Raw genomic sequence first — 23,522 nt, forward strand, 5'->3', positions numbered from 1 at the left:
CTAAGCATCTCCGAATTTCGTCCTTAACAGACAAGAAGTTGGCCCGGACCGGGGGACTGAACCGGTCCGGACCGATCCGCCGCACGCTTTTCTTCGGGGACGTGCGGCGTTGTTCCGTTCAAGTGCTGGCGATCAGCCGCCGAGACGGCTGTCGTCGACCACCGAAGCCATCTGGCGAGTGGCGCTCTTCTTGGCTTTCTCGTAGCACTGCTTGATCTCGCGGCTGAACATGCGACTGCCGGTGTTGATATCGTTGTAGCCGCAAACATCCTTGGCGGCACGATCGATGCGCGCCTCCAGCGTGGCTTGACCTTCAGAGCTCGCCAGATTGAGATCGGAGAAGGCGACCTTCAGTTCGTCGGCATGGGCAGGGGCGGCGACGGCACTGAATGCCAATGCGGCGCCAAGAGTTGCAATCAGGGGGCGTTTCATAAGTATTCCTCCACTTGCGGGCCTTTCCGATGAAGGGGGTGAAAGGCTTGCCGCGATTGTTTGAATACGTCGTGCGCATAATTCTTTCACGTGTGGGTCGATTACAGGCGTCATTCGTTCGACAGGCGGACATGATTCCAGACCGAATGCTTCGAATCGCCGATAAACGGCAGTTGGCATCGGACCGGCGTTTATGCGAAACGGTAACGATGGCCTGGATCATCATCTTTATCTTCGGCATCGGCAATTTTGCGGTGCATCGCGCTGTGATGGAGAGCGGTCATCCGCTGCTAGGGCGCATGGCCTTTACTTCTGGCGGCCTGGGTCGGCGCCTTGCCTTTGGCAGCGAGTTCCTGATTCTGCTCGCAGCGCTTGCCCTCGCCTCCAATGGCTGGCTCGGCATCGCATGGGCCTACGCAGTCTATTCCGCGCTCAACGGCATCTCTGCCTGGTTGATCCTTACGGGACGTATCTAACGCTGCGTGCGTTTGCTATTGCGGAACCGATGAGCCTGCCCCGAACAACAATATTTCATGTCAGTGATGTCCATTTCGGGGTCGAGGACCAGACAGCTCTCGATTGGTTCGCTGCGGCCGTCGTTGCCGAGCAGCCGGATGCGGTGATCTGCACCGGGGACCTGACGCAGCGCGCAACAAGATCACAATACCAGGCTGCGCAGGAATGGTTTGGCGGGCTCGGCGTGCCGATTATGTTGCAACCGGGCAATCACGACATGCCCTACTACAATTTATGGGAGCGGTTTCGGCGGCCTTACGCGCGCTTCGGCACGCTCGAAGCGGCGGTTTCCTCTGAACTTGTTCTCGACCATACGGTGGTCGTGCCATTCGATACCAATGTTCCGGCGCAATTGCGCTGGCCATGGTCCGACGGAGTTGTCACCCGGCGCAACCTCGACGCAGCGCTGGCGGCGCTTGCCCAGCTGGCTGATGATCCCCGTACAAAGCTGGTGGCATGCCACCACCCCCTCTTGCCGGCTGACGATGCCCGAAAGAACCCGACCATTCGCGGCGATGTTGCATTTGCCGAACTGGCCGCTGCCGGGGCAAGCGCCGTGCTGACCGGCCACGTCCATTTGCCATTCGACCAGCAGCGATCACGCGAAAATCGCTCGATGCGTATGATAGGGGCGGGTACGCTTTCAACGCGCCTGCGCGGGGCAGACCCGTCATACAATGTCGTTTTCGTGGGCAATACCGGCACCATCGAAGTCGAGCGTAGGGACCTGTCAAAGTAGGGTTTCAGCTCGCGTAACCTTCCGGGTTCATCAAGCTTGCTCTCGAAATCGAAAACCCGTTTGGTCATAGTCAATTCAGTGTCAGCAGAATCTCGACAAGGCGGGAATTTATGGAACTGGTAAAGGCGATACCTCTGGGCGGTTTGCTTACCGGAATCGTTTCACTGGTTATCGGTTCGACCGGATCGCGCGGCGGACAATTGGCCATTCACCACATGGCGGTCGGCTCTTACGATCTGTGGTGGTCCTGGCCGCTGTTCCTTGCCGGAACAGGACTGGCATGGGGCCTGATGATGATGCAGCGCTGACCGTCTTTCGCACAAATGAAGAGGGCGGCTCCTTGCGGAACCGCCCTCCATCGGTGATCGTGAAGATCGAAAATCAGCGCTTGGAGAACTGGAAGCTCCGGCGCGCCTTCGCACGGCCGTACTTCTTACGCTCTACAACGCGGCTGTCGCGGGTCAGGAAGCCTGCAGCTTTGACCGTTGCGCGCAGTTCGGGCTCGTAGCGGGTTAGCGCTTGGGAGATGCCGTGCTTCACAGCGCCGGCCTGCCCTGAAAGCCCGCCGCCCTTGACTGTGGCGACAACATCGTACTGCCCTTGACGATCGGTGATCGTAAATGGCTGATCGATGATCAGGCGCAGTGTCGGGCGTGCAAAATACACTTCCTGGTCGCGGCCATTGACAGTGACCTTGCCAGTGCCTGGCTTCAGCCAGACGCGAGCCTTGGCGTCTTTGCGGCGACCGGTCGCATAGGCGCGGCCCTGCTTGTCGAGTTGCTGCTCGCGCAAAGGGGCGGTCGAAACAGCAATCTCTGCTGCATCACCTTCGGGCGCGTCGCCGGCAATGTCCTTCAGGTCCGACAGATCGGACACGGTGTTCTTGGAGCCAGTATCTTCTTCGGGAGCCATCACGCGGTAGCCTTGTTCTTGCGGTTCATAGAGGCAACGTCGAGCACTTCGGGCTTCTGGCCGTCGTGCGGATGCTCGGTGCCGGCATAAAGGTGGAGCGATTTCATCTGCGCCCGGCCAAGAGGACCGCGCGGAATCATCCGCTCGACAGCTTTTTCCATCACGCGCTCAGGGAAGCGGCCTTCAAGGACCTTCTCCGGGCTGACTTCCTTGATGCCGCCGGGATAACCGGTGTGCTTGTAATAGCGCTTGTCGGTCAGCTTCTTGCCGGTGAATTTCACTTTGTCGGCATTGATCACGATCACGTGATCACCGCAGTCGACGTGCGGCGTGTAGCTCGGCTTGTGCTTGCCGCGCAGGATGTTCGCAATGATCGATGCAACACGACCAACGACGAGTCCTTCGGCGTCGATCAAGTGCCATTTCTTTTCGACCTCAGCCGGTTTGATTGACCGGGTCGTCTTAGTGAGAGCCTTCATGGCTGATGTATCCGTTCCAGTGTTACAATCCACCCGGCTGGTTCAACAAAGCCGATCCGGGAGAAGAATCGCGGGAGGGTCAGTGACCGGACCCACAAAGCGAGGGCCATTTGTTCGTTTAGTGGCCGCAAGTCAAGCGAATCCGAGGGTCGCCGAGGAGGTAAAATAATACCATAGGGCTTACATCTGGAGGTGCCAGCTCTCTTCCGAAGTCAAAATCTTGCCGGCGGCGCGGGTTGTCACACGGCGTTTGGCTTGTTCGAGGCAGTGGCCTGACGGAGCGAGGCGTGCGGAAAAGTCGATCGAAAGAACGCCTTGCATCTCTCCTGGAAGCGGGAACGTACGCTCCTCACCGTAAGCCAGCTGGCGCGGAAAGAAGAGATCCCGGGGCATTTTGCTGATTCCCTGCGAGGCGTTCGCGTGAACTTGCCGCAGGAATGCGCCCGCGGCTACTTCCTCCGTGCTCTCCAGATCGCTTTCCTTGAGGATCTGCATGGCAGCTTCGGCAGCCTGGCCGACTCCTTTACTAGCCACGTCGTTCTCGTCGCCGTCGATCAATCCCAGCTTGTTGATTGCCAGAGGAAGAAACCCGTTTTCCTGGCGCGCCCGTTCAATATCGGTCAGCGCCTCCAACCCTCGGGGTGCATCGACTGTCACTTCAGACTGGTGTCCTTCAAGTCGGAATCCGGAGGGATGCGATATGAATTGCACAATCCATTCGCGGACCACAACGATCTGATTGCCATCCGACAGGCCGCGAACAAGCGAACGCTTAAGCGAGACAATTCCTGCTGGTGGCAGGAACTCCAGTTCCGCAGCAGCGCCGAGAGCATATGCCGGGTACGCATGGCCCGCGACTACCAAGGCGCCCAGCCCGGCGATCACGCTGCGTCGATCAGTCCTCTGCATCGATTGCCCCTACAAGCTGGCTGAGCCATCGGCCGGTCGCCTCGCCGGCCTTGTCTGCCAACCACCCGACAATGGCGGGAGTTTCGTAAGGATGCAATTCCTCGATGCGCTTTACTGCCGAAGCGAGCAGTCTTGCGTCGGTCTTGAATAGCACAGAAACTTCGGTTTCTTCGGATATTTCGCCATTCCATTCAAAAACCGAATGAACTTCAGGAAAGATATTTGCGCAACCGATCTGCTTTTCCTTGAGCAACACTTCGGCAACGGCCTTCGCTTTCTGCCTGTCTCCGAAAGTGCTCCAGATCAGAGCCGTCATGGTTTCCGCCCGACCACGTGCATCCCCCAGGCCGCAGCTGCGACCAGCAGCGCGCCGACGGCCTGATGCGCGGTGGCAACCCACAGCTCCACTTGCGTCAGCACTGTCGCAATGCCGAGAATGATCTGGATGCCAAAGGCAGAGTGGATGGCCACGGAAGCGCGCCGGTCGAACGGCCTCACCTTGCGGGCCAGGATAATGAGTGCCGCCACTGCGACCCACGCCCACCAGCGATGCAGGAAATGGATCAGGAAAGGATCATGCGTAACCGCGTAAAACATCCCGCGCGACTGATCGAAATGGGTAAAGAACCCGCCGTTCATCAACGGCCAGGTATAGGAGGCGTGTCCGGCATTGAGACCGGCCACCCATGCGCCCAGCAGCAATTGGACAAACAGGATCGCCGCTACCGCACATGATAGCCCGGTGAGGCGCGCCGGACGTGCGCCGGGAATGTCAGCCAGGCGGCGCAGGTCCAGTGCAGTCCAAACCAGCCCGGCGAGCGTGAAAAGCGCTGTCAGCAGGTGGATCGAAAGCCAGAAGTGACTGACATCGGTCATTTCGCCCGACAGGCCGGAGCGGACCATGAACCAGCCGAACGCACCCTGCAGCCCGCCGAGAGCGAGCAGGGCGACCAGCCGCACCTTGTATTTGGGGGGAATGGCCTGTCTGATCCAGAACCATGCCAGCGGCAAGGCAAAGGCAAATCCGATCAAGCGGCCCCATAGACGGTGGAACCACTCCCAGAAAAAGATGAACTTGAAGTCTGCCAGCGTTATCCCGGCGGGGCCGGTGACGTATTTGTACTCCGGGATCTGTTTGTATAGTTCGAATTCAGCGCGCCAGTCCGCTTCGCTGAGCGGGGGAAGGGCACCTGTTATCGGCTTCCATTGCGTGATCGACAGGCCGGATTCGGTCAGCCGGGTGATGCCACCAACGATCACCATGATCACAACCATGACCGCCACACAATACAACCAGTTGGCAATCGCTCGCGGTCGTCCGGTCGCCGCCACTGCAGATCCTCGCGTATCGTCAGTCATGGCGCTCCAATGCTTGGCTCGATGTTTCGAAGCAAGAACATATTCCGCAACAACACTTGCAGAATGTTACACCATCACATAAATGGGGAAGTGCAATGCGATCTGCGCTTTCTTCGATTCGACTTCGGCTTGATCGTGCCGGTGTGGCTCTTTCGGGCCTGTGTGCGGCGCATTGCCTGGCAAGCATTGTGATAGTTTCTTCATTCGGATTGGGCGGGGAGATCTTGCTCAATCCGATAATTCATGAAGTCGGCCTGGTGATTGCGCTTGTTGTTGCTGCTGTCGCGATCGGTTGGGGCGCCATCCAGCACCGCCGTGCGGCGCCCTTTGTCATCGCGATGACCGGGCTGTCGTTCATGGGCGGCGCGCTGGCGCTTCCGCATGGCGTGTTCGAAGCTGTGCTGACGATTATCGGGGTCGCTCTTGTGTCGATCGGTCACATACTCAACTTGCGCCACGCGCACTGACGCGGCTTGCGCACCGCGCGCTGGCCGCTATCTGGCAGGGCATGAGCAAGCCAATCAGTGTTACCGTCAACGGCGACATCCGCCGTACATCCGCCGCCACTATCGCCGAGCTGGTGCGCGAGCTTGATCTCGAGCCCGCTAAGGTCGCTGTCGAGTGCAACGGCGAGATTGCTGCGCGATCGACTCTGGCCGATGTCGCGCTTGGCGATGGAGACGTGCTGGAAATCGTCCATTTCGTCGGTGGCGGAAGCGGTGACGCAGTAACGCAGGATGACAGATGGACCGTCGCCGGTCGCACATTCAATTCGCGGCTGATTGTCGGCACAGGCAAATACAAGGATTTCGCCCAGAACGCCGCTGCGGTGGAAGCTTCGGGGGCGGAAATCGTCACTGTAGCGGTACGCCGGGTCAATGTCAGTGACCCAAAAGCGCCGATGCTGACCGACTATATCGATCCCAAATCAACTACTTACCTGCCCAACACCGCTGGCTGTTTTACCGCCGATGATGCAATCCGGACGCTGCGGCTGGCACGTGAGGCCGGCGGCTGGGATCTGGTCAAGCTGGAAGTGCTCGGCGAGGCACGCACGCTCTATCCGAACATGGTCGAAACGATCCGCGCCTGTGAAGTGCTGGCGAAAGAGGGGTTTCATCCCATGGTCTATTGCACTGACGACCCGATCGCGGCGAAGCAGTTGGAGGACGCCGGCGCGGTAGCCGTGATGCCGCTCGGCGCCCCAATCGGATCAGGCCTGGGCATCCAGAACCGCGTAACCATCCGCCTGATTGTCGAGGGGGCGAGCGTACCTGTGCTAGTCGATGCCGGCGTCGGCACCGCAAGCGATGCTGCGGTGGCGATGGAGCTGGGCTGCGACGGCGTATTGATGAACACCGCAATAGCCGAGGCAAAGGATCCGATCCGGATGGCGAGGGCTATGAAGCTGAGCGTGGAGGCGGGACGGCAAGCCTATCTCGCGGGGCGCATGGCGACGCGGAAATATGCTGACCCAAGCAGCCCGTTGGCCGGACTGATCTGACTGGCGTTGAAACAGCGCTGTCTGGCGCAAGTTGTGGAACGCGAGCGCCCTCAAGCCGTTGTTTTTTCGAGCCGCCGATCCTGCGGCTTGCTGTTCTCGGGCCCCCTCCCGGCGCACAGCTCACACCATGCAGGAGTTAGAAAATGGGCGAACTGAAAGACAAAGCGAAAGGCCTCGGCAATGAAATCGCCGGCAATACCAAGCAGGCCGTGGGCGATGCGACCGACAACGAAAGCCTCGAAGCCGAAGGTCATGTGCAAGAGCGCAAAGGCGAGGCCCAGAACCTGAAGGGCAAGGTGGAGGGCGCGCTGGGCGACAAGGTCTAACGCACTTCGCTTCATGCAATGCGAGGGCTGCGGGAAACCGTGGCCCTTTCTTTATGCGCCGCGCGTTCCCGCTTACCCGACGTTAACCATATTCAGCGACAACAGCCCTGTAACAGGGAACCGTATCGCTATGTCGACCACAACTGCTTCGCTCACCATCGCAGAAATGCGTGAATTCGCTGGTTTTACGCCAGCCGAACAGCGCTACATTCGCCGCAGCCTCGATATCGGGCTTGGCCGGCAGGATGCTTTCAAGCTGTGGGCGCGCGACGCGAGCGAGAACGCAGCAATTCGCAGCCAGTATGTTGCCTATCAGGAACTCAAGCTTCTGCGCGACAGCGTGCCGCGCGAAAGCGGTTTCGATGCGATCGAAGGTTTCATCGGCAAGCTGACCCGTGTCGCGGCTTTCGATCTGGCGCAGGAACGCATCGAGGGCTTTTCCGCCTTCCGCTTCCTCTACGAACGCCTGCTCGGTGCGGACGCCCGCCCATGGCTGCCGAGTGCCTTTTGCGCCGCCGCCGCGCTGCCGCAGATCCGGCCCGCCCGCCGCAAGGAATTGCTGCAGTCGTTAAGCGAAGCCGCCGCCACCGCGCCGGGCTGGAGCGATGCCCGCCCCAGTTTTTATCCCGAGTTTATCGAGAAAGAGGCGGCTTGATTGCCTTGTTACCGACTGGCCGACGAGACATAGATGAGTGGCGCGGACAGTGCATTGCAACATTCTCCAATGTTGAAATCGAAATCGCGCTGACACTCGCGCAGTTACGGACGGGACAAAGGTTCGCCATCCAATCAGGCGCCGGCCTACGCCTTGCACAGCTCATCGATAAACTTGATTGCTCCCAATATAACGCACCTCTCATCACGCTATTGGACGATTGGAAGCGCGCCAAGCGTTGGCGCAATATGATGGCGCACAGCCGCATACTTGCATTCAACGCGGAACAAGTCTCTTGGACGATGTCCGAGCTACAAATTGTGAATGGCAAGGCACATTGGACCAGTGTGAACCTCACGCCTCTTCGTGCCAGTCTCTTATACCAGCATTTTAAATCAAAGGGAGGAAGATTGTCCGCCCGACTGACCCTGTTCAGGAAAAAGCTTCTTCGGGGTCAACTGCGATAGAGTCCGTCCAGCCGTTCCTGATACCGCTCGCGTATCTTATGGCGGCGGATCTTCATGCTCGGCGTCATTTCCTCGTTCTCGATCGCGAAGGCTTCATCGGCAAAAGTGAACTGGCGGACTTTTTCGATCACTGACAGGTCCTTGTTCACGCGCGTGACGGCTTCACTCACCGCTTTCTTGAAGGCGGGCGTTTCCTGCAGCTCCTTGATATCGAATTTTTCGTCATTGGCGCGCGCCCAGTCGAGCGCCCATTCCGCGTCAGGCACGATCAGCCCTACGATATAGGGCCGCTTGTCACCGCTCACCATCGCCTGCGCGATCTCGGGCTGCAAGGTGAGCATGCCTTCGATCTTCTGCGGCGCGACATTGTCACCCTTGTCGTTGACGATCATGTCCTTCTTGCGGTCGGTGATCTTGATCCGGCCCTTATCGTCAATATGGCCGATGTCGCCGGTGTGGAGCCAGCCGTTTTGCAGGGCGCGCCGGGTCTCGGTCTCGTTCTGCCAATAGCCGTGCATCACCAGTTCGCCCCGAACGAGGATCTCGCCATCCTCACCGATCTTGACTTCGACTCCGTCCATTGGTGGGCCGACGGTGTCCATCTTGAGCCCGACCTTGGGCCGGTTGCAGCTGATGACCGGACCGGATTCGGTCTGGCCATAACCCTGCAGCATTGTCAGGCCCATCGCATCGAAGAAATTGCCGACATCCGGGTTGAGCGGCGCACCGCCTGAAACCATCGCCTTTATTCGTCCGCCGAACCGCTGGCGGATTTTCGGTCTGAGTGTGCGTTCGAGCAAGGCGTCCATCGGCTTGTCGCGCAGACGCGTCCGGCCTTCGACAGATCTTTCGCTGATCGAAATGGCGCGGTCCATCAGGTAATTCGGGAAGCGGCCCTGCTTTTCCACCTGCTTGATGATCCGGCTGCGCAGCACTTCGAACAGGCGCGGGACCACAACCATGATTGTCGGACGGACCTCTTCGATATTGCTGGCGAGCTTTTCCAGCCCTTCCGAATAATAGATCTGCGCGCCGACACCGATCGGCAGATACTGCCCGCCGGTATGTTCGTAAGCGTGACTGAGTGGCAGGAAGCTCAGGAAGCGTTCTTCCTCATCCAGGCCGAAATCATGCAGCAGGATTTCCGCCGCGCCTTTCACATTGCACAGGATCATGCCGTGGTGCTGCAACACACCGCGAGGCGCGCCTCCCGTGCCGCTGGTGTAAATGATGCAGGCGGTCGAATCGCGCCCGATAGCGGCGATCCGGCCTTCAACCGCTTTGCGAGCTTCAGCTGCGTTGCCGGCGGTCATGCTGTCCCAGCCGTGATAATCGAAGCTGCCGGACTGCTGGCGATGCAGGTCCTCGATCCCGATCACATGCTCGGCGACGCCGCTTGCCTGCAATGCACCATGCAGCGGCCTGAGCAGCTTTTCAGTCGAGACGATGACCGCTTTGGCGCCCGAATTGTCGAGGATATGAACGTGGTCGCGTTCTGTGTTGGTAATGTAGGCTGGCACAGTGATCGCGCCCGCTGCCATGACCGCAAGGTCGGAGATACACCATTCGGGCCGGTTCTCCGAAACAAGGACCACCCGGTCGCCGTCTGTAATTCCGATCCGCCGCAGATTTTCAGCCAGCAAACAGACCTGGTCGGCCACTTCGTGCCAGCTCTGGGTGTGCCAGTCGCCATCTCGTTTTGCGCCGAGAAACGGTTCATCGCCCTTCTCGTCGGCGCGCTTGAGAAAAAGTTCGACGAGGTTCTTTGCCGAATCGAAATCCGAAAGTTGCAAGGCAACGGCTCCCACTGCTGTGTCTTATCTTATCGGAGTGACTTAGGCTCGCTGCGCCGTAGCGGCAAGCGCAGAGCGGCTGGCGGCGTCAGGGCATTTCCAGCTGCGCCTCGAGCCGCGGATCGCGGGCACTGACCCAGACGTCGCCTTGACGCAGCACGGCGTTTGCTTTCACCGGAGCTGCCCGAATCATGGTTTGATCGTGCCCGAGTGCCTTGAATGCTTCGGCAGAGGATTCCAGCCAGGTCCCTTCTTCGAGCAGCACCCGGTCACCGAATGCCATGATAAACGGCAGGCCGAGGGCTTCCTTGGCAGAAAGGCCGAAATCGATCACTCCGATGATGCTTCGTGCGGTCTGCACCGGAATAGTCCCGCCGCCCGCCGCGCCGACTGCCAGGACCGGACGACCATCGGGGTTCCATACAACGAACGGCGACATGGAACTGCGCGGACGCTTGCCGCCCTCGACCCGATTGGCGACCATGCGCCCGCCGATTTCCGGCGCGCGGCTGAAATCGGTCAGTTCGTTGTTCAGGTAGAAGCCGCCGACCATCAGGCCGGAACCGAACGCACCTTCGATGGTGGAGGTATAGCTCACCATCACATGGTTCGAATCGACCACGGCAAAATGCGATGTCCCGCGCTCTTCCGGCTCGTCACCATCGGCCAGCGCCAAAGGTGCGCCAGTTGGCTGGCCCGGCTCGACCGAAGCCAAGGTGGACGCGGGATCGATCAGCGCGCTCCTGCTCGCAAGATAGCCATTGTCGGTCAGGCCCTCGAGAGGCACCGACACGAAATCGCTGTCGGCGAGATACAGTTCCCGGTCGGCATATGCGAGCCGCTGCGATTCGACGAAAAGGTGCCAAGTAACCGGATTTTCCTTGCCCAGCGCAGCCAAGTCGAAACGCTCAAGCTGGCCCAATATCTGGATCACCGCGACCCCGCCCGAGGTCGGCGGACCCATCCCGCAGATGCGGTAGCCGCGATAGCCGCCACAAACCGGCGCGCGCAGCAGAGCTTCGTAGCCGCTCAGATCGGTTTCAGTCATCGCGCCCTCGCGCGGGGTCGCGGCGGCCACTGTTGCAGCGAGCACCGCCGCATCCGTGCCTTCATAGAATGCTTCGGGGCCACGTGCCGCGATCCGCTCGAAGGTCTTGGCGAGGTCTTCGTTGGTAATGCGCGTCCCCACGGCAAGCGCGTTGCCTGCGCTGTCGAAAAAGAGCTCCTGACCCTTGAGGCTTGCCGCGGCGCGATCTTTCGCACGGGTCAGCGATGCATTGAGCCGGGGATTCACCAGAAAGCCTTCGCGCGAAAGCCGGATCGCGGGCTCGAACAATTTGGCCCAAGGCAGTTTGCCATGCTTCTCATGCGCCAGTGCCGCCAGGGCGATGTTGCCCGGCACGCCAACGCTTAGTCCGCTGCGGACCGATTCGCCGAATGGTGGCAACGAGCCGTCATCCTCCAGAAACCAGTCGGGACCAGCCCCGGCAGGTGCTTTCTCCCGGCCGTCGAAACTCTCAACCACGCCGCCCGGGGTACCGCGCAGCATAAAGCCGCCGCCGCCTATGCCTGAACTTTGCGGCTCTACCACGGTGAGCGCGAGCATTGTCGCGATCGCGGCATCGACGGAGCTGCCGCCTGCTGAGAGGATTTCCATTCCGGCGGCTTCAGCCCTCGGATCGGCGGCGCTGACGGTTCCGGCGAAAGATGGCAGCCGAGGCGGCGCGGCTTCGACGGCGACACCCTGCGTCAACGTACATGCAGTGAGGAGCGACGCCGCGGCGAGAGATAGTATGATACGTTTGAGCATGGCTTAACTCGCTATTCGGTCCCAACCGCCTCCGCAATCGATTTGAAGCCGTCGCGTTTCATCCGCCTCTCGAGGCCGGACACGATTCGGGAAGCGAGACCCGGGCCTTCATAGACCAGCGCGCTGTAGAGCTGGACGAGGCTCGCTCCGGCCCGGATGCGTTCCCACGCATGATCGGCGCTGGCGATGCCGCCAACACCCACCAGAGGGACAGCCCCGCCCGTTGCCTTGCGGAAATCGCGCAGCCGGTCGAGCGCTTTTTGCCGCAGCGGGGCCCCCGATAGCCCGCCCGTTTCACCGGCGTGGCGCGATTGTAGCCCCGGCCGGTCGATCGTCGTGTTCGACACGATCAAGGCACCGAGCCCTTTGTCGATTGCGATACGGGCAATGGAGTCGATATCGGCAGGCTCAAGATCAGGGGCGACCTTGAGAAAGACCGGCGGGCCGTCCGCGCCGCGTGCGTCGAAGACCGCATCGAGCAGATCGACAAGCGCGTTTTCATCCTGCAGCGCGCGCAGGCCGGGTGTGTTCGGGCTGGAGATATTGACCGCAAGATATGTCGCGAGCGGCGCCATGATCCGGGTCATCGTGGCATAGTCGGCGATGCGGTCGGTCGAATCCTTGTTCGCCCCGATATTGATTCCGAGAATGCCGCCGCGATCCTTGCGTGCGGCCAGCCTGTGCTCCGCTGCCTGTGCTCCGCCATTGTTGAAACCCATGCGGTTTATCACGGCGCGGTCTTCCACCAGACGGAACAGGCGCGGTTTCGGGTTCCCCTCCTGAGGTAGCGGCGTGATCGAGCCGACCTCGGCAAATCCGAAGCCCAGTCCCATGACTGCGTCGGGCACTTCACCATCTTTGTCGAAGCCAGCGGCCATGCCGACCGGATTTGGGAAGCGGATGCCCGCCACTTCTGTTTCGAGTGCGCCGAAGCGTGACTTGGGCGCTGCCGGCATCATCCGCAAACCGGCGATTGTCAGCCGATGGGCTCGTTCCGGATCGAGAGTGAACAGCGCAGGGCGCAGCAACGAAAATATCATGGGGGTGAGCCTATACATCGCCCACCTCCGGTGTCGATTGCGTTAATTTCGGGCCGAATCCGGGCAATTGAGACAAGTTCATTTCAAGAAATCGGGTAGATTCAAACCAGAGGTGTCGTTTCCATACAATCCTCAAAATGCGACTCACCCTAAACAGCCTGTGCGACCCGAAGGGCTCGATGCAGCAATGCAAGAGTTCTTGACTTTAAGGGCGGCTCTCTCCTGGAGGGCCGCCCCTTTTTTTGATTGGACCCCGGCGCCGGGTTCGACGGCAGCTCTGGCCAAATCCAATTCGATGTGTCTTATCCTCGTCTCAAACCCCAAGAGGAGACAATCGCATGCGTCGTACTGCCCAATCTTCGGCCCGATTTCTGGTCGCCACCGCTCTCCCGGCGCTCGCGCTGGCCGGATGTACGGTCACTCAGGCCGAGCCGGAGCTGGTGGTTGCAGAGGTTGAGGCAGAAGAGGTTGCGCTCGCGAGCATAAATACGGTGTTTGACGATTACGATGCTGCCCAGTTGGCGAATTCGCCGCAAGGCAAGGCCTATCGCGGGGTCCGTGACGAAGATTACGGCAAATGGAATGACACCTCCGCCGAGGCTGAGCTGCGCGACTATCAGCTGCTCCAGTCGACCGCGCAAACCATGCGTGAGACATACGGCGCGGCCGAATTGCCTGACGAGGACCGGCTGTCCTACAGATTGTTCAATGCGGTTGCCGAGCGCAACGCGATGCGTTGGCCATACCGCGACTATGGCTATATCTTTGACCAGATGAATGGCGCTCAGAGCAGCTTCCCCGCTTTTCTGATCAATATCCACCGGGTGTCCAATTTGGGTGATGCGCAGGCCTATATCGAGCGGATCGAGGGGATCGGACCGGCGCTCGACCAGCTGACCGAGCAGTCTCGCGAACGGTCCGGCCGCGGGATCATGCCGCCTGACTGGGTCTATCCCTACGTGATCTCGGACATCGAGAACCTCCTGTCGACAGAGACCCCCAACCCCATTCTGTCTGACTTCAGTGACAAGGTGGATGCATTGGAGCTGCCGGTGGACGAAGGCGGAGCCTTGCGCGGTGATGCGCAATTGGCGTGGTTCAACTCTGCCCGCCCGGCCTACGAGCGCCTCCTTGCCGAGATGAAGCGTCAGCAAGCGATCGCGCCGACTGATGATGGGATCTGGCGGTTTGCCGATGGGGCGGATTACTACACAGCGCTCCTCGCCAACTACACCACCACTGACCTCACCGCAGACCAGATCCACGACATCGGTCTGCGCGAAGTGGCGCGCATTCACGGCGAAATGCGCGAAATCATGGCGCAGGTTGGTTTCGAAGGCACTCTGCAGGAATTCTTCGAATATACCCGTACGAACGACCGCTTTTACTATGATACGCGTGAAGCCTACCTCGCCGAGGCGGAGCAAAAACTCGAAGCAATCGAAGCAAAGCTGCCTGAGTTTTTCGCTACGCTGCCGAAGGCGCCGATGGTGATCAAGCCGGTCGAGGCGTTCCGCGAACAGAGTGCAGGCAAGGCGTTTTACAGCAGCCCGGCGCCCGACGGATCGCGCCCGGGAACCTATTACGTCAATCTCTACAACTTGCGTGATATGTCGAAGAACGAGCTGGAAGCGCTTGCCTATCACGAGGGGCTTCCGGGCCACCACTTGCAGCGCACGATCCAGACCGAATTGGGCGATGTCCCGCCGTTCCGCCGATTCGGCGGAGTCACTGCGTACACGGAAGGCTGGGGCCTCTATTCGGAAGAGCTGGGCAAGGACATGGGATTCTACACCGACCCCTATTCCGACTTCGGACGGCTGGGGATGGAACTGTGGAGAGCCTGCAGGCTGGTTGTGGATACCGGGATTCACCACAAGCGCTGGAGCCGCGAGGAAGCGATCCAGTACCTGACGGACAACACGCCCAATCCCGACGGTGACATTCGCAAGGCGATCGAACGCTACGTTGTCTATCCGGGCCAAGCGACGGCCTATATGATCGGCAAGCTGAAGATCATGGAACTGCGTGACAAAGCACGCAATGAGCTTGGCGGCCGCTTCGATATTCGCGGTTTCCACGATGCGGTTTTGCTCAGCGGACCGGTGCCGCTCGATATCCTTGAAGAGAATGTTGATCAGTGGATCGCCGAAGTCAAAGCGCGGCCGGAGCCGATCATGAACGGGCCTGCTGCTGGCGAGTGATGGAGCAGCCGTTTCGCTTTTGTTTTATCGCTGCGCCCGATGATCTGGCGGCCTATGTCAACACCCTGTTCCTGTTCGAGACCGATCAGGCGCAGTTCGATGATATTCTGCCGGCCTATTCGGCGCAGCTGATCTGCTTCGGTCGGGGCAGGGCGCGGATGCAGCTTGCGCCGGACCGGGTTGCCGAATCGAGTGAGGCTTTTTTCCTCACGCCGATGCAGCAGGCGGCTCCATTCTCGATGGAAGGGCCTGTGCGCGCCTGCGGCATCTCGCTGACGACGCTGGGATGGGCCGCGCTGTCCCGACTGCCGGTCGACCGGTACGGCCATCTGAAGATGGACGCCGCTGAAATACTGGACGCGCAAACAGTCAGCCGCCTGTCGGCGATCGGGGGCAGTTTTGCGGACGGGAACCTCTCCGCCGAAGGCGTGTGCGACCTGCTTGTATCGGTCATGCGTGCACATATTGCGCCGCCGATTGCGCAGCATGTGCAATTCATTCTCGCCATGACCGAATGGCTGAACTCGTCGCTCAATCCGGATATTGAACAGCTAACCGTTTCGACTGGCCTCTCGCCGAGGCAAATACAGCGCCTCGCTAGGCGCTATTTCGGGAAACCCCCGACTGGGCTGGTGCGCCGCTACCGGGCGATCCGCGCCGCCACCATTCTATCGCAGGACGGAGTGCCAGCCGAAATCGTCGATGAGGCGACCAATGCCTTCTTCGACCAGGCACATATGATCCGCGACATTCGCCACTTTACCGGCCGCACACCCACCGCACTCAGCTCCGAACAGGAAAACGTCACGCGCAACACGCTTGGTCCCGAAGGATACGGGGTGATAGACTTGTTTGGCGGAACCAAGCGGACATTGGTGGCAGGAGAATCCTGATGTCGCTGGTATACAATGGCATTGCGGAAAACACGGCTAGGAGAGGCTCCGAAGCCTGGCCGGGCAGGGATGTCGCAGATCCTTGCTCACCGAGCTCGGGGCGGTGCTGGGTCAGTTGGGTCGCAATCGACTAGCCATGCCGCCCCGTTTTTCCCTCTCTTATTTCGAACCGCCGGAGCGGCTGCATCGGCATGTCCTTGCGCTATTCCATTTCGCCTGGGACGAGCGCGAGATACTGGACCGGCATCCCGGCGCCTTGGGTCAGCTGGTGTTGTTCCCCCACGGCACCGGCGCAATCGACTTTGGCGACCGGAGGCAGGCGATTGAAGGTGAAGCGCATTTGCTCGCCGGGTTTTCAAAGGCGGCGCCGTTCACTATGCTTGGCCCGTGGCACGCCGTGGGCGTTTCGCTTTCCCCGCTGGGATGGGCTGCGCTGACGGGCAGGCCGAAGAACGAATGTCTTGACCGGTTTATTCCCGCGAATGAATTGCTCGGGCCAGAAATCCGCAATTTTGCGGCGGAGACGAACGCCGGATATCGTGCCGGCGATTTGTCCGGGAAAGATGCCGCAATGCTGCTGACGGAGTGGATCGAGCCGAGAATGAGCGACGTATCGCTGACGCATCAGCGCGTCATCGAGCGAACGCTCGCCTGGCTCGGCAGCTCTCTGAATCCGCCGATTGACGAACTGGTGGAATCGATCAACTACTCGCGGCGTCAGGCAGAACGGCTGGTCGAGCGCTATTTTGGCTTCCCGCCGGCAGCTCTGGCCCGAAAGTATCGCGCGATTCGCGCATCTGCCTTGCTCGGCGAAGGCGATTTGTCCGATCACGCCGTGGCGGAGATTGCCAGCGCCTTTCACGATCAGCCACATATGGTGCGCGAAATCCGGCGCTATTGCGGTTACACCCCGTCGCGCCTCGGGGGGCCTTCCGACAAGCTGTTCCAGACGCTGCTTCGGATGAAGAACTTTGATCGCCTGCATGCTTTCAAAGCGATCAAATAACTCTCGAGATGCAAACGACTCGCAACAGGGCTTTTTCAGTTGAAAGAGCCACAAGTCATGCATAGGTGAAATCGGAACGAATTAGTCCGATTAACAATTGAGACGCTTGTGCGCCTGTCAAACCTAGCTGATTACGCTGTCGTCACGATGAGCGCTGCGTCCCGCCATTGCGGCGGTGGCAGGGTGAGTGCGTCCGAACTGGCGAGCGAAACCGGTTTGCCCGCACCCACTGTGCAAAAAGTCGTCAGCAAGCTGACTGCGGCGGGCCTCTTGCGTTCGACCCGCGGCGCAGGCGGTGGCCTGCAACTGGCCCGCCCTGCCGCGGCAATCAGCCTTGCCGACATTGTCGAGGCGGTCGAAGGGCCGATTGCTCTCACCGCCTGTATCGACGGGCACGATTGCGCGGTCGATCACAATTGCAGCGTCAAACCGCATTGGCCGCTGGTCAACGAAACCCTGCGCAAGGCGCTGGCGGACATCCCGCTGACGCAGCTTGCGGGACAAAGAGAAATAGCATGAGTGACAACATCGACCTGCGGCCCAATCCAGATCAGGATGCCCCTGAAATGGATCGCGAAGCCAAGGAAGCGGCTGCCAAGGCTGCCGAATACGAACATGGCTGGGCGTCCGACATCGAGCAGACCTTTGCGCCGAAAGGGTTGAACGAAGACACTGTCCGCTTCATTTCAGGCAAGAAAAACGAGCCGGAATGGATGCTCGAATGGCGGCTCAAGGCGTTCCGCCTGTGGCAGACGATGGAAGAGCCGGATTGGGCCAAGGTCGGCTACCCGAAAATCGATTATCAGGACGCATATTACTACGCCGAACCGACGAAGAAGCCGGAGCTCGATTCGCTCGACGAAGTCGATCCGGAAATCCTGCGCGTTTACGAGAAGCTGGGGATTCCCATCGCTGAGCAAGAGGTGCTTGCCGGGGTCAAGGGTGCGCGCAAGGTTGCGGTGGACGCCGTGTTCGACAGCGTTTCGGTCGCCACCACATTCCGCAAGGAACTGGAGGCGGCTGGCGTCATCTTCCGTTCGATCAGTGAAGCGATCCGCGAATATCCCGAGCTGGTGAAGAAGTGGCTCGGCAAGGTTGTGCCGCAGCATGACAATTACTTCGCCACGCTGAATTGCGCAGTCTTTTCCGACGGCACTTTCGTCTACATTCCGGAGGGCGTGCGCTGTCCAATGGAGCTCAGCACCTATTTCCGTATCAATGCCGAGAACACCGGCCAGTTCGAACGCACACTGATCATCGCCGAGAAGGGCGCTTACGTCAGCTATCTCGAAGGCTGCACCGCACCGATGCGTGACGAGAACCAGCTCCATGCCGCCGTGGTTGAATTGGTCGCAATGGAAGATGCGGAGATCAAATATTCGACCGTGCAGAACTGGTATCCCGGCAATGCCGAGGGCGTGGGCGGGATCTACAATTTCGTCACCAAGCGCGGGCTGTGCCAGGGCGCGCGCAGCAAGATTTCATGGACCCAGGTCGAAACCGGCAGCGCGGTGACATGGAAATACCCCAGCTGCGTGCTCAATGGCGAAGACAGCGTGGGCGAATTCTACTCGGTTGCGGTGACCAATAATTTCCAGCAGGCCGATACCGGCACAAAGATGATTCACAACGGAAAAGGCTCTCGTTCGACAATCATCTCCAAGGGCATCTCGGCGGGCAAATCGAGCAACACCTATCGCGGTCTCGTCCGCGTCGGGCCGAATGCCGACAATGTCCGCAACTTTACTCAGTGCGACAGCCTGCTGCTGGGCAGCGAGTGCGGCGCGCACACTGTGCCTTATATCGAGGTCAAAAATCCAACCGCGCAGATCGAGCACGAGGCGACGACCAGCAAGATCAGCGACGATCAGCTGTTCTACGCGATGCAGCGCGGGTTGGGCGAAGAAGAGGCGGTTGCGCTGATTGTCAATGGTTTCGCGAAAGAGGTTCTGAAAGAGCTGCCGATGGAATTCGCCGTCGAAGCGCAGAAGCTGCTGGCGATCTCGCTCGAAGGGAGCGTGGGGTGACGATTAGGACGGGCATATTCCTCGATTGGGGCAGCATGGATGATTATGACGTGTGGACCGTTTTCGTCAGCGGCGATGACGTGATGATCCATCGTGAAGGCGTCACCGGCCATCATGGCTCGACCCAGGTCAATGAGAAAATGACAGAGGCTGAGTTTCTGGAGAAATTCGGCGATCGGCACGAAGGCGCTGAATACCGCAAGTTTCAGGCTGAATCAGGGTCTGGGGAATTGTCATGACCGAACGAAAAACCCTCAAGCTCCCCGATCCGTCGGAAACTGCGGATTCTCCGACGATTAAAAAGAAAGGTCGCGGGTGGGAAATCTCCGACAAGCGGCTCGATGCGCTGCATGAGCAGGCTCGCGACTTGCGCCGTCATTCGACGCCCGCCCACAAAGCGCTGGCCGAGCGGTTTTCCAAGGCCGATCTCGGTCGGCACAAGTTTATCCGCCATATGGTGATCGGCAGCGCCATCGTCGATTTCGGCTGCCACACGCTCGGCATGGCGATCGACATCGACGAGGAAGGCGAGGAAGAAGCTCTCGCAAAGCGCCGTGACAAGAGTCTTGAAGCTGTCGGCATACGCGTCATGCGGATCAAGGCGGCGGACATTCTGGAAAATATGGACGAAGTCCTCGCCCGCATCACCGCCGGCATGCGCATGCGCATCGCTGACAAGCAGGATGCCCGCCGCGAACACCACCGCAACAGCCGGCCGCGCGACAATACGCGCAGCCGCGATAGGAACTACGATGCTCAAGATTGAAGACCTTCACGCCGAAATAGACGGCAAGCAAATCCTCAACGGATTGACGCTCACCGTGAACGCGGGCGAGATTCATGCGATCATGGGCCCCAACGGAGCGGGCAAATCGACGCTTGCCTATGTGCTGGGCGGGCGGCCCGGATACGAAGTGACCGGGGGCTCGGTCGAGTTTCTGGGCCCCGATGGTCAGATGGTCGACCTGCTCGAACTGGAAACCCACGAGCGCGCTGCTGCCGGGCTGTTTCTCGGGTTCCAGTATCCCGTGGAGATTCCGGGCGTATCGAACGTCCAGTTCCTGCGTGAGGCGCTTAATGCGCAGCGCAAGGCGCGCGGCGAGGAGCCGCTTTCAGGTGGTGATTTCCTCAAGCTGGCCAAGGAGAAAGCGGGCCTGCTCAAGCTCGATATGGACATGCTCAAGCGGCACGTGAACGTCGGCTTCTCGGGCGGCGAAAAGAAGCGCGCCGAGATGGTTCAGATGGGCATTCTCGATCCACAATTTGCCGTGCTGGACGAGACCGACTCCGGCCTCGACATCGACGCGTTGCGCGTAGTGGGTGACGGGATCAACGCGATCATGCGCAATCCAGCGAAGGGCGTGCTGCTGATCACGCACTATCAGCGCCTGCTTGACGTGGTGCGGCCGGACAAGGTCTCGATCCTGTCGGCCGGCCGGATCGTTCAGACCGGCGGCCCGGATCTCGCAGTCCGGCTTGAGAACGAGGGCTATGACGCGGTGATGGCATCTGAGACTGAAAATGTCTGAGACAGCCGTTCTCCCCACACGCAAGGACGAAGACTGGCGCTATTCCGCGGTCGGCAAGCTGACGCCTGCCGATCTCGATCATCACCATACGATCCGTGTCGAGGCGGATGAGAAATACCGCGATTGCATCGTGATCGACGACATCAGAGTCGCCAGCGGCACGGACGCAATTGTGCGTTACGAGATCGATTTGCAGCCGGGGGCCCGGTGCGATCTGTTCGCGGTGCTGGCGGCCAGCGATTTCGCGCGCGTGCAGATCGATGTGCGCTTGGGCCGAGGCGCGCATTTCGAATTTGGCGGCATCACCGTCGGCGGGCGCGACACCGTTCGCGAATTTGTGACCCATGCGGTCCATGCGGAGCCTGAGGCGACGAGCAACCAGACCATTCGCAGCGTCCATTGGGGTCAGGGCACGGGCAATTTCCTTGGCCGGATCGACGTTGTTCGCGATGCGCAGAAAACCGATGCGGCACAAAGCTTCAAGGGGCTGCTGCTCGACAAGGGCGCGAGCGTGAACTGCGTCCCCCAACTGGAAATTTTCGCCGACGACGTGAAGTGCGCCCATGGTGCGACCGTCGGTCAACTGGACGAATCGGCACGCTATTACATGGCCAGTCGCGGCCTGTCGCCGGAACAGTCGCGCCGGCTGCTGGTGCAGGCTTTCATCGGCGATGCGCTGGTTGCGATGGACGACGAAAGCGAGCGCGAGCGCCTGATGCAGGTTGCTCTCGACAAGCTGGATCGGCACCTGTGAGCGAAACCGCGACCCTCGACCGCAAGGGAGACTTTCCGGGCCTGGTGACGCCGGACGGCAAGGCTTGGCACTATCTCGACACCGCCGCCACCGCGCAGAAGCCGCAGGTGGTAATCGATGCAATGAGCAATGCGCTCGGGCGCGATTATGCGACGGTCCACCGGGGCGTTTATGCGCGATCGGCGGACATGACCCGCGCCTATGAAGCGGCGCGGCGCCGGACAGCCGACTTTATCGGCGCGAAATCCGATGGCGAGATCGTCTTCGTGCGCGGCGCGACCGAAGGGATCAACCTGGTCGCGGAAAGCTGGGGCGGGGCGAACCTCAAGTCCGGCGACCGCATCATGCTGTCGATGCTCGAACACCATTCAAACATCGTGCCGTGGCAGATGGTCGCCGAGCGCACGGGTGCCAAAATCGACGTGTGTCCGCTGACTGAAGACGGTCTGATCGATCTCGACTGGCTCGAGGCGAATTTGACTGACCAGCACAAGCTGGTCGCACTGGCGCATGTCTCGAACGTTCTCGGATCGATCCTGGGCGCGAAGCGAGCGGCCAAAGCGGCACACGGCGTTGGCGCGAAGCTGCTCCTCGACGGGTGCCAGGCCGCGCCCCGGATGCGGCTGGCAATGCAGGAGCTCGACTGCGATTTCTACGTGTTCAGCGCACACAAGCTCTACGGTCCGACCGGGATCGGCGTGCTGTGGGCACGTGAGGAATTGCTAGAAGCAATGCCCCCTTACCAGGGCGGCGGCGCGATGATCGACAAAGTCACTTTCGAGCAAACAACCTACGCCCCGCCGCCGCAGCGGTTCGAAGCGGGCACGCCGATGATCACCGAAGCCATCGCGCTGCATGCGGCGATCGACTATGTCGATGCGATCGGTCCAGAGACGCTGTTCGCGCATGAAAGCGGCCTCGCGACAAGGTTGCGTGACGAACTGCGCCAGCTGAATTCCATCCGCCTGTTCGGACCTGACAAGAGCGCGGGTATCGTCTCTTTCGAGATGGAAGGGGTTCACCCGCACGATCTCGGCACCATATTGGACGAAGAGAACGTCGCGATACGTGCCGGGCACCACTGCGCGCAGCCGCTGATGGACCATCTCGGTGTCCCTGCCACAGCGCGGGCGAGCTTCGGGCTGTATAGTGATGAAAGCGATATCGACGCTTTGTTGCGCGGTATTGATCGAACCAAGAGGATTTTCGGATGAACAAGGCGAGTGACGAGAAGGACTTTATCGCCGCCCCAGCGCCGAACGAAGATGTCGTGACAGCGGCTGAGAAGCCACCGCGCGCACGCGTCTCCGATGTTGTTGAAGACGAAACACCGTCGGCGAAACTCGAGCGCAAGCGCGACTATCTTGAAGGATTCTTGCAAAAGCGGCCGGAGAGCAGCGAGGCATCCGGCGCTGGCGGCGAGCTGCAGGAAGCCGTGGTCGCGGCGCTGAAGGAAATTTATGATCCGGAAATTCCGGTCAATATCTATGACCTTGGGCTGATTTACGGCGTCGAAGTCGATGACGAGAGCGATGTGACCGTGATCATGACCCTGACCACGCCGCATTGCCCGGTTGCCGAAAGCATGCCGGCCGAAGTTGAACTGCGTGCGGCAAGTGTACCCGGAGTGCGCGATGCCGAGGTCAATCTCGTCTGGGACCCTCCGTGGGATCCGGCAAAAATGAGCGACGAAGCGCGCCTGGAATTGGGGATGCTGTGATGGCCGAATTGAAAACCCGCGAAATTCCCGCAGCGGTCAAGCTGACGCCCGGTGCTGAAGCACGCATCGCCGATCTGATGGGCAAAGCACCCGAGGATGCGATCGGAGTCAAACTCTCGACTCCGCGGCGCGGATGCTCGGGGCTTGCCTATTCAGTCGATTATGTCACCGAAGAGGTGAAATTCGACGAGAAGATCGAGACGCCGGGAGGGACGTTCTACATCGACGGAGCGAGCGTGCTTTATCTCGTCGGCAGCACGATGGATTGGCGTGAAGACGATTTTACCGCCGGATTCGTGTTCGAGAACCCCAACGCCAAGGGCGCATGTGGCTGCGGCGAAAGCTTTATGGTTTGAACTTGTGCTGGTTTCGGCAGCCAATGGCAGTCATGCGTGCACTACGCATCGTGGGCGCCAAGTTTCGTTCCTGACCAGCACGCTTTCTGCTT

Annotated in this window: 28 protein-coding genes; 19 read left to right on the top strand and 9 right to left on the bottom strand. The window is 60.1% G+C overall.

The features are described 5' to 3' along the window. Positions 1–132 precede the first annotated feature (132 nt). Positions 133–432 (bottom strand): UrcA family protein, encoded by a 300-nt coding sequence (locus E0502_RS15060; protein ID WP_161593713.1) that lies wholly within the window; start codon positions 430–432, stop codon positions 133–135. A gap of 209 nt (positions 433–641) precedes the next feature. On the opposite strand from E0502_RS15060, the gene E0502_RS06340 reads away from it, so the two are divergent. The 3 genes from E0502_RS06340 (at position 642) to E0502_RS06350 (ending at position 1,995) form a co-directional block, all read left to right on the top strand. Then, positions 642–908 (top strand): hypothetical protein, encoded by a 267-nt coding sequence (locus E0502_RS06340; protein ID WP_137677060.1) that lies wholly within the window; start codon positions 642–644, stop codon positions 906–908. 29 nt (positions 909–937) lie between these two features. Continuing rightward, complete coding sequence (locus E0502_RS06345; protein WP_137677061.1) at positions 938–1,687, top strand: metallophosphoesterase family protein; 750 nt, start codon at positions 938–940, stop codon at positions 1,685–1,687. 110 nt (positions 1,688–1,797) lie between these two features. Further along, positions 1,798–1,995, top strand: coding sequence for a hypothetical protein (locus tag E0502_RS06350; protein WP_137677062.1), 198 nt, complete (start codon positions 1,798–1,800; stop codon positions 1,993–1,995). A gap of 73 nt (positions 1,996–2,068) precedes the next feature. Here the strand turns inward: E0502_RS06350 and rpsI are convergent, their stop codons facing one another. The 5 genes from rpsI to E0502_RS06380 form a co-directional block, all read right to left on the bottom strand. Beyond that, positions 2,069–2,599, bottom strand: coding sequence for a 30S ribosomal protein S9 (gene rpsI, locus E0502_RS06355; RefSeq protein ID WP_137677063.1), 531 nt, complete (start codon positions 2,597–2,599; stop codon positions 2,069–2,071). Continuing rightward, positions 2,599–3,078 carry a 50S ribosomal protein L13 gene (gene rplM / locus E0502_RS06360; protein WP_137677064.1) on the bottom strand — a complete coding sequence of 160 codons (480 nt, stop codon included), beginning with the start codon at positions 3,076–3,078 and terminating at the stop codon, positions 2,599–2,601. Before rplM ends, rpsI begins: the two co-directional genes overlap by 1 nt. Before the next feature lie 180 nt (positions 3,079–3,258). Further along, entirely contained in the window at positions 3,259–3,987 is a 729-nt protein-coding gene (locus E0502_RS15190) for a hypothetical protein (RefSeq protein WP_192895930.1), read from the bottom strand. Next, positions 3,974–4,303, bottom strand: coding sequence for a divalent-cation tolerance protein CutA (gene cutA, locus E0502_RS06375; RefSeq protein ID WP_137677067.1), 330 nt, complete (start codon positions 4,301–4,303; stop codon positions 3,974–3,976). Before cutA ends, E0502_RS15190 begins: the two co-directional genes overlap by 14 nt. Next, entirely contained in the window at positions 4,300–5,346 is a 1,047-nt protein-coding gene (locus E0502_RS06380; protein ID WP_137677068.1) for a COX15/CtaA family protein, read from the bottom strand. The genes cutA and E0502_RS06380 overlap by 4 nt, the downstream gene beginning before the upstream one ends. 95 nt (positions 5,347–5,441) lie before the next feature. Between E0502_RS06380 and E0502_RS06385 the strand changes: the two genes are divergently transcribed. From E0502_RS06385 to E0502_RS06400, 4 genes are all read left to right on the top strand, one after another. Then, positions 5,442–5,813: a MerC domain-containing protein gene (locus E0502_RS06385; protein WP_137677069.1), complete on the top strand. Its 372-nt coding sequence runs from the start codon at positions 5,442–5,444 to the stop codon at positions 5,811–5,813. Between the two features lie 41 nt (positions 5,814–5,854). Next, positions 5,855–6,850 (top strand): sulfur carrier protein ThiS, encoded by a 996-nt coding sequence (gene thiS / locus E0502_RS06390; RefSeq protein ID WP_137677070.1) that lies wholly within the window; start codon positions 5,855–5,857, stop codon positions 6,848–6,850. Between the two features lie 143 nt (positions 6,851–6,993). Continuing rightward, complete coding sequence (locus E0502_RS06395; RefSeq protein WP_137677071.1) at positions 6,994–7,176, top strand: CsbD family protein; 183 nt, start codon at positions 6,994–6,996, stop codon at positions 7,174–7,176. A 130-nt stretch (positions 7,177–7,306) separates the two neighbouring features. Beyond that, positions 7,307–7,831 (top strand): hypothetical protein, encoded by a 525-nt coding sequence (locus tag E0502_RS06400; protein WP_137677072.1) that lies wholly within the window; start codon positions 7,307–7,309, stop codon positions 7,829–7,831. Between the two features lie 454 nt (positions 7,832–8,285). On the opposite strand, the gene E0502_RS06405 is transcribed toward E0502_RS06400, so the two are convergent. The 3 genes from E0502_RS06405 to E0502_RS06415 all read right to left on the bottom strand — a co-directional run bounded on the left by E0502_RS06405 (position 8,286) and on the right by E0502_RS06415 (position 12,941). Then, positions 8,286–10,091, bottom strand: coding sequence for an AMP-dependent synthetase/ligase (locus tag E0502_RS06405; RefSeq protein WP_137677073.1), 1,806 nt, complete (start codon positions 10,089–10,091; stop codon positions 8,286–8,288). A gap of 88 nt (positions 10,092–10,179) precedes the next feature. Beyond that, a complete protein-coding gene (ggt, locus tag E0502_RS06410) occupies positions 10,180–11,901 on the bottom strand; it encodes a gamma-glutamyltransferase (RefSeq protein WP_137677074.1) in 1,722 nt (573 codons plus the stop codon). 11 nt (positions 11,902–11,912) lie between these two features. After that, positions 11,913–12,941, bottom strand: a complete 1,029-nt coding sequence (locus E0502_RS06415; protein WP_137677075.1) for a quinone-dependent dihydroorotate dehydrogenase — start codon at positions 12,939–12,941, stop codon at positions 11,913–11,915. A 338-nt stretch (positions 12,942–13,279) separates the two neighbouring features. On the opposite strand from E0502_RS06415, the gene E0502_RS06420 reads away from it, so the two are divergent. From E0502_RS06420 to E0502_RS06475, 12 genes are all read left to right on the top strand, one after another. Then, positions 13,280–15,145 (top strand): DUF885 domain-containing protein, encoded by a 1,866-nt coding sequence (locus E0502_RS06420; protein WP_137677076.1) that lies wholly within the window; start codon positions 13,280–13,282, stop codon positions 15,143–15,145. Further along, positions 15,145–16,038 carry a helix-turn-helix domain-containing protein gene (locus tag E0502_RS06425; RefSeq protein WP_137677077.1) on the top strand — a complete coding sequence of 298 codons (894 nt, stop codon included), beginning with the start codon at positions 15,145–15,147 and terminating at the stop codon, positions 16,036–16,038. Before E0502_RS06420 ends, E0502_RS06425 begins: the two co-directional genes overlap by 1 nt. Positions 16,039–16,120: 82 nt before the next feature. Beyond that, on the top strand, positions 16,121–17,044 hold the full coding sequence (locus tag E0502_RS06430) for an AraC family transcriptional regulator (protein ID WP_137677078.1): 924 nt from the start codon (positions 16,121–16,123) through the stop codon (positions 17,042–17,044). A 108-nt stretch (positions 17,045–17,152) separates the two neighbouring features. Beyond that, a complete protein-coding gene (locus E0502_RS06435; RefSeq protein ID WP_137677079.1) occupies positions 17,153–17,563 on the top strand; it encodes an SUF system Fe-S cluster assembly regulator in 411 nt (136 codons plus the stop codon). Then, positions 17,560–19,071: a Fe-S cluster assembly protein SufB gene (sufB, locus tag E0502_RS06440; protein WP_137677080.1), complete on the top strand. Its 1,512-nt coding sequence runs from the start codon at positions 17,560–17,562 to the stop codon at positions 19,069–19,071. The genes E0502_RS06435 and sufB overlap by 4 nt, the downstream gene beginning before the upstream one ends. Further along, positions 19,068–19,310 carry a hypothetical protein gene (locus E0502_RS06445; RefSeq protein ID WP_137677081.1) on the top strand — a complete coding sequence of 81 codons (243 nt, stop codon included), beginning with the start codon at positions 19,068–19,070 and terminating at the stop codon, positions 19,308–19,310. The genes sufB and E0502_RS06445 overlap by 4 nt, the downstream gene beginning before the upstream one ends. Further along, complete coding sequence (locus E0502_RS06450; protein ID WP_137677082.1) at positions 19,307–19,837, top strand: endonuclease domain-containing protein; 531 nt, start codon at positions 19,307–19,309, stop codon at positions 19,835–19,837. Before E0502_RS06445 ends, E0502_RS06450 begins: the two co-directional genes overlap by 4 nt. Continuing rightward, complete coding sequence (gene sufC, locus E0502_RS06455) at positions 19,824–20,600, top strand: Fe-S cluster assembly ATPase SufC (RefSeq protein ID WP_137677083.1); 777 nt, start codon at positions 19,824–19,826, stop codon at positions 20,598–20,600. The genes E0502_RS06450 and sufC overlap by 14 nt, the downstream gene beginning before the upstream one ends. Beyond that, entirely contained in the window at positions 20,593–21,354 is a 762-nt protein-coding gene (locus E0502_RS06460; RefSeq protein WP_137677084.1) for a SufD family Fe-S cluster assembly protein, read from the top strand. The genes sufC and E0502_RS06460 overlap by 8 nt, the downstream gene beginning before the upstream one ends. Then, positions 21,351–22,568 carry a cysteine desulfurase gene (locus E0502_RS06465; protein ID WP_137677085.1) on the top strand — a complete coding sequence of 406 codons (1,218 nt, stop codon included), beginning with the start codon at positions 21,351–21,353 and terminating at the stop codon, positions 22,566–22,568. Before E0502_RS06460 ends, E0502_RS06465 begins: the two co-directional genes overlap by 4 nt. Then, positions 22,565–23,074: an SUF system Fe-S cluster assembly protein gene (locus E0502_RS06470; protein WP_137677086.1), complete on the top strand. Its 510-nt coding sequence runs from the start codon at positions 22,565–22,567 to the stop codon at positions 23,072–23,074. Before E0502_RS06465 ends, E0502_RS06470 begins: the two co-directional genes overlap by 4 nt. Continuing rightward, the gene (locus E0502_RS06475; RefSeq protein WP_137677087.1) at positions 23,074–23,430 is read left to right on the top strand and encodes a HesB/IscA family protein; all 357 of its coding nucleotides are present in this window, start codon (positions 23,074–23,076) and stop codon (positions 23,428–23,430) included. The genes E0502_RS06470 and E0502_RS06475 overlap by 1 nt, the downstream gene beginning before the upstream one ends. The last annotated feature ends 92 nt before the right edge of the window (positions 23,431–23,522 follow it).

The sequence above is a fragment of the Parerythrobacter lutipelagi genome, assembly GCF_005434975.1.
In the GTDB taxonomy this organism is placed as follows: Bacteria; Pseudomonadota; Alphaproteobacteria; order Sphingomonadales; family Sphingomonadaceae; genus Parerythrobacter_A; species Parerythrobacter_A lutipelagi.

What these genes read in the sequence shown, in the direction of transcription:
- E0502_RS15060 (WP_161593713.1), bottom strand. Translation starts at nt 432, where the DNA reads ATGAAACGCCCCCTGATTGCAACTCTTGGCGCCGCATTGGCATTCAGT.
- E0502_RS06340 (WP_137677060.1), top strand. Translation starts at nt 642, where the DNA reads ATGGCCTGGATCATCATCTTTATCTTCGGCATCGGCAATTTTGCGGTG.
- E0502_RS06345 (WP_137677061.1), top strand. Translation starts at nt 938, where the DNA reads ATGAGCCTGCCCCGAACAACAATATTTCATGTCAGTGATGTCCATTTC.
- E0502_RS06350 (WP_137677062.1), top strand. Translation starts at nt 1,798, where the DNA reads ATGGAACTGGTAAAGGCGATACCTCTGGGCGGTTTGCTTACCGGAATC.
- rpsI (WP_137677063.1), bottom strand. Translation starts at nt 2,599, where the DNA reads ATGGCTCCCGAAGAAGATACTGGCTCCAAGAACACCGTGTCCGATCTG.
- rplM (WP_137677064.1), bottom strand. Translation starts at nt 3,078, where the DNA reads ATGAAGGCTCTCACTAAGACGACCCGGTCAATCAAACCGGCTGAGGTC.
- E0502_RS15190 (WP_192895930.1), bottom strand. Translation starts at nt 3,987, where the DNA reads ATGCAGAGGACTGATCGACGCAGCGTGATCGCCGGGCTGGGCGCCTTG.
- cutA (WP_137677067.1), bottom strand. Translation starts at nt 4,303, where the DNA reads ATGACGGCTCTGATCTGGAGCACTTTCGGAGACAGGCAGAAAGCGAAG.
- E0502_RS06380 (WP_137677068.1), bottom strand. Translation starts at nt 5,346, where the DNA reads ATGACTGACGATACGCGAGGATCTGCAGTGGCGGCGACCGGACGACCG.
- E0502_RS06385 (WP_137677069.1), top strand. Translation starts at nt 5,442, where the DNA reads ATGCGATCTGCGCTTTCTTCGATTCGACTTCGGCTTGATCGTGCCGGT.
- thiS (WP_137677070.1), top strand. Translation starts at nt 5,855, where the DNA reads ATGAGCAAGCCAATCAGTGTTACCGTCAACGGCGACATCCGCCGTACA.
- E0502_RS06395 (WP_137677071.1), top strand. Translation starts at nt 6,994, where the DNA reads ATGGGCGAACTGAAAGACAAAGCGAAAGGCCTCGGCAATGAAATCGCC.
- E0502_RS06400 (WP_137677072.1), top strand. Translation starts at nt 7,307, where the DNA reads ATGTCGACCACAACTGCTTCGCTCACCATCGCAGAAATGCGTGAATTC.
- ggt (WP_137677074.1), bottom strand. Translation starts at nt 11,901, where the DNA reads ATGCTCAAACGTATCATACTATCTCTCGCCGCGGCGTCGCTCCTCACT.
- E0502_RS06415 (WP_137677075.1), bottom strand. Translation starts at nt 12,941, where the DNA reads ATGATATTTTCGTTGCTGCGCCCTGCGCTGTTCACTCTCGATCCGGAA.
- E0502_RS06420 (WP_137677076.1), top strand. Translation starts at nt 13,280, where the DNA reads ATGCGTCGTACTGCCCAATCTTCGGCCCGATTTCTGGTCGCCACCGCT.
- E0502_RS06425 (WP_137677077.1), top strand. Translation starts at nt 15,145, where the DNA reads ATGGAGCAGCCGTTTCGCTTTTGTTTTATCGCTGCGCCCGATGATCTG.
- sufB (WP_137677080.1), top strand. Translation starts at nt 17,560, where the DNA reads ATGAGTGACAACATCGACCTGCGGCCCAATCCAGATCAGGATGCCCCT.
- E0502_RS06450 (WP_137677082.1), top strand. Translation starts at nt 19,307, where the DNA reads ATGACCGAACGAAAAACCCTCAAGCTCCCCGATCCGTCGGAAACTGCG.
- sufC (WP_137677083.1), top strand. Translation starts at nt 19,824, where the DNA reads ATGCTCAAGATTGAAGACCTTCACGCCGAAATAGACGGCAAGCAAATC.
- E0502_RS06460 (WP_137677084.1), top strand. Translation starts at nt 20,593, where the DNA reads ATGTCTGAGACAGCCGTTCTCCCCACACGCAAGGACGAAGACTGGCGC.
- E0502_RS06470 (WP_137677086.1), top strand. Translation starts at nt 22,565, where the DNA reads ATGAACAAGGCGAGTGACGAGAAGGACTTTATCGCCGCCCCAGCGCCG.
- E0502_RS06475 (WP_137677087.1), top strand. Translation starts at nt 23,074, where the DNA reads ATGGCCGAATTGAAAACCCGCGAAATTCCCGCAGCGGTCAAGCTGACG.